Consider the following 2,500-nt stretch of genomic DNA (forward strand, 5'->3'; position numbering starts at 1 on the left):
TCTGAGCAGGGTTAGCCGGCCCCTAAGACGAGGCGGAAACGCGTAGTCGATGGGAACCACGTTAATATTCGTGGGCCTGGAGGTAGTGACGGATCACACAAGTTGTCCAATCTTATCGGATTGAACGGGCAGCGGAGTGGTTCCAGGAAATAGCTCCTCCTTATAGACCGTACCCGAAACCGACACTGGTGGTCTGGTAGAGTATACCAAGGCGCTTGAGAGAACTATGCTGAAGGAACTCGGCAAATTGCACGCGTAACTTCGGAAGAAGCGTGACCCTTTTCTGCGCAAGCAGAGGAGGGTGGCACAGACCAGGGGGTAGCGACTGTTTATCAAAAACACAGGGCTCTGCGAAGCCGCAAGGCGACGTATAGGGTCTGACGCCTGCCCGGTGCTGGAAGGTTAAGAGGAGGGGTGCAAGCTCTGAATCGAAGCCCCAGTAAACGGCGGCCGTAACTATAACGGTCCTAAGGTAGCGAAATTCCTTGTCGGGTAAGTTCCGACCTGCACGAATGGCGTAACGACTTCCCCGCTGTCTCCAGCATAGACTCAGTGAAATTGAATTCCCCGTGAAGATGCGGGGTTCCTGCGGTTAGACGGAAAGACCCCGTGCACCTTTACTATAGCTTTACATTGGCATTCGTAGTGGCATGTGTAGGATAGGTGGTAGGCTTTGAAACCTGGGCGCCAGCTCAGGTGGAGCCACCCTTGAAATACCACCCTTATCACTATGGATGTCTAACCGCGGCCCGTTATCCGGGTCCGGGACAATGTATGGTGGGTAGTTTGACTGGGGCGGTCGCCTCCTAAAGAGTAACGGAGGCGCGCGATGGTGGGCTCAGAACGGTCGGAAATCGTTCGCTGAGTGCAATGGCATAAGCCTGCCTGACTGCGAGACTGACAAGTCGAGCAGAGACGAAAGTCGGTCATAGTGATCCGGTGGTCCCGCGTGGAAGGGCCATCGCTCAACGGATAAAAGGTACGCCGGGGATAACAGGCTGATGACCCCCAAGAGTCCATATCGACGGGGTTGTTTGGCACCTCGATGTCGACTCATCGCATCCTGGGGCTGGAGCAGGTCCCAAGGGTATGGCTGTTCGCCATTTAAAGCGGTACGTGAGTTGGGTTCAGAACGTCGTGAGACAGTTCGGTCCCTATCTGCCGTGGGTGTAGGAATATTGAAAGGATCTGTCCCTAGTACGAGAGGACCGGGATGGACGGATCTCTGGTGGACCTGTTGTGGCGCCAGCCGCATAGCAGGGTAGCTATATCCGGACGGGATAACCGCTGAAGGCATCTAAGCGGGAAACCCACCTTAAAACGAGTATTCCCTGAGAACCGTGGAAGACGACCACGTTGATAGGCCGGGTGTGGAAGAGCGGCAACGCTTGAAGCTTACCGGTACTAATAGTTCGATCGGCTTGATCGTTCTCATTCCTTATGCCCATCGTGAAACACGATGGTCTGGCCAGCGCTCACGCATGAGCGGCCCTTACGGGCCTATGCTCCGCGAGGGCGCCGGACGACCGGCGACGCGCAGTCGCGCTTGCGGGCTTTGCCCGAAAGCAAACTGTGGATGTCGCTCAGGCACAAAAAGACAGGTGAAGAGCAACGAGCCAATAGTGAATAGGCATCCCCTATTCACTATTGCCTTCTGCCCAATCCCTAACCCAGCTTCTCGAATAACGTGCGTTTTGCCGACCTGGTGGTTATGGCGGAGCGGCTGCACCCGATCCCATTCCGAACTCGGCCGTGAAACGCTCCAGCGCTGATGGTACTTCGTCTCAAGACGCGGGAGAGTAGGTCGCTGCCAGGTCTGCCAAACGCACGTTAAACTCACATCCAATCGGATGGATGTGAAATCTTCTCTTCACGAACAGGCCCGCCAACGGGACAACGGGCCGCGTAAGCGGCCCTTTCAATTTGGCGGCGCGAAGCAGGCAATCGCCCGCTTCCAAACATCGAAGCAGAGACACCTGCTTCCAGAGATCGAAGCAGAAAACACCTGCTTCCAGAGGTCGAAGCAAGCTCACGCTTGCTCATAGGTGGCGCGGGGTGGAGCAGCCCGGTAGCTCGTCAGGCTCATAACCTGAAGGTCACAGGTTCAAATCCTGTCCCCGCAACCAAATCAAAACAGCCCGGCTCACCCCGGGCTGTTCTTGTATCCGGCTGATGGCCCCCCGCTGATTTGAGAACCCTCATCACGGGCCCGCAAATACCCAAAGCCGACGCCCAAGGTCAAAAAGAAATCCCGCAAAACCAAACACAATCCGCCCGCCAAAGCCAAGCCAAGCCAAAGCCAAGCCAAGCCAAGCCAAGCCAAGCAAAGCAAAGCAAAGCAAAGCAAAGCAAAGCAAAGCAAAGCAAAGCAAAGCAAAGCAAAGCAAAGCAAAGCAAAGCGTTCAGGGCCAAGCCTCGGTCGTTCCATGCCTCGGGGCCAAGACGAGCTCTCAGCTCGCGCGGCGGAACATTGGGCTTCCCAGAGCCGAGGCCAGCCACG

At 56.1% G+C, this 2,500-nt stretch carries 1 tRNA gene and 2 rRNA genes (1 of these 3 cut by a window edge); all 3 read left to right on the plus strand.

Annotation, left to right across the window (positions count from 1 at the left end):
- Positions 1 to 1,429: ribosomal RNA gene (locus tag FJ942_RS23020) — 23S ribosomal RNA — on the plus strand (it extends 1,382 nt beyond the left edge of the window).
- Positions 1,430 to 1,701: 272 nt separating this feature from the next.
- Positions 1,702 to 1,816 (plus strand): 5S ribosomal RNA (rrf, locus tag FJ942_RS23025).
- A gap of 233 nt (positions 1,817 to 2,049) precedes the next feature.
- Positions 2,050 to 2,126, plus strand: a tRNA-Met gene (locus FJ942_RS23030).
- Positions 2,127 to 2,500: the final 374 nt, after the last annotated feature.

It is taken from the genome of Mesorhizobium sp. B2-4-2 (genome assembly GCF_006442845.1).
Taxonomy (GTDB): domain Bacteria; phylum Pseudomonadota; class Alphaproteobacteria; order Rhizobiales; family Rhizobiaceae; genus Mesorhizobium.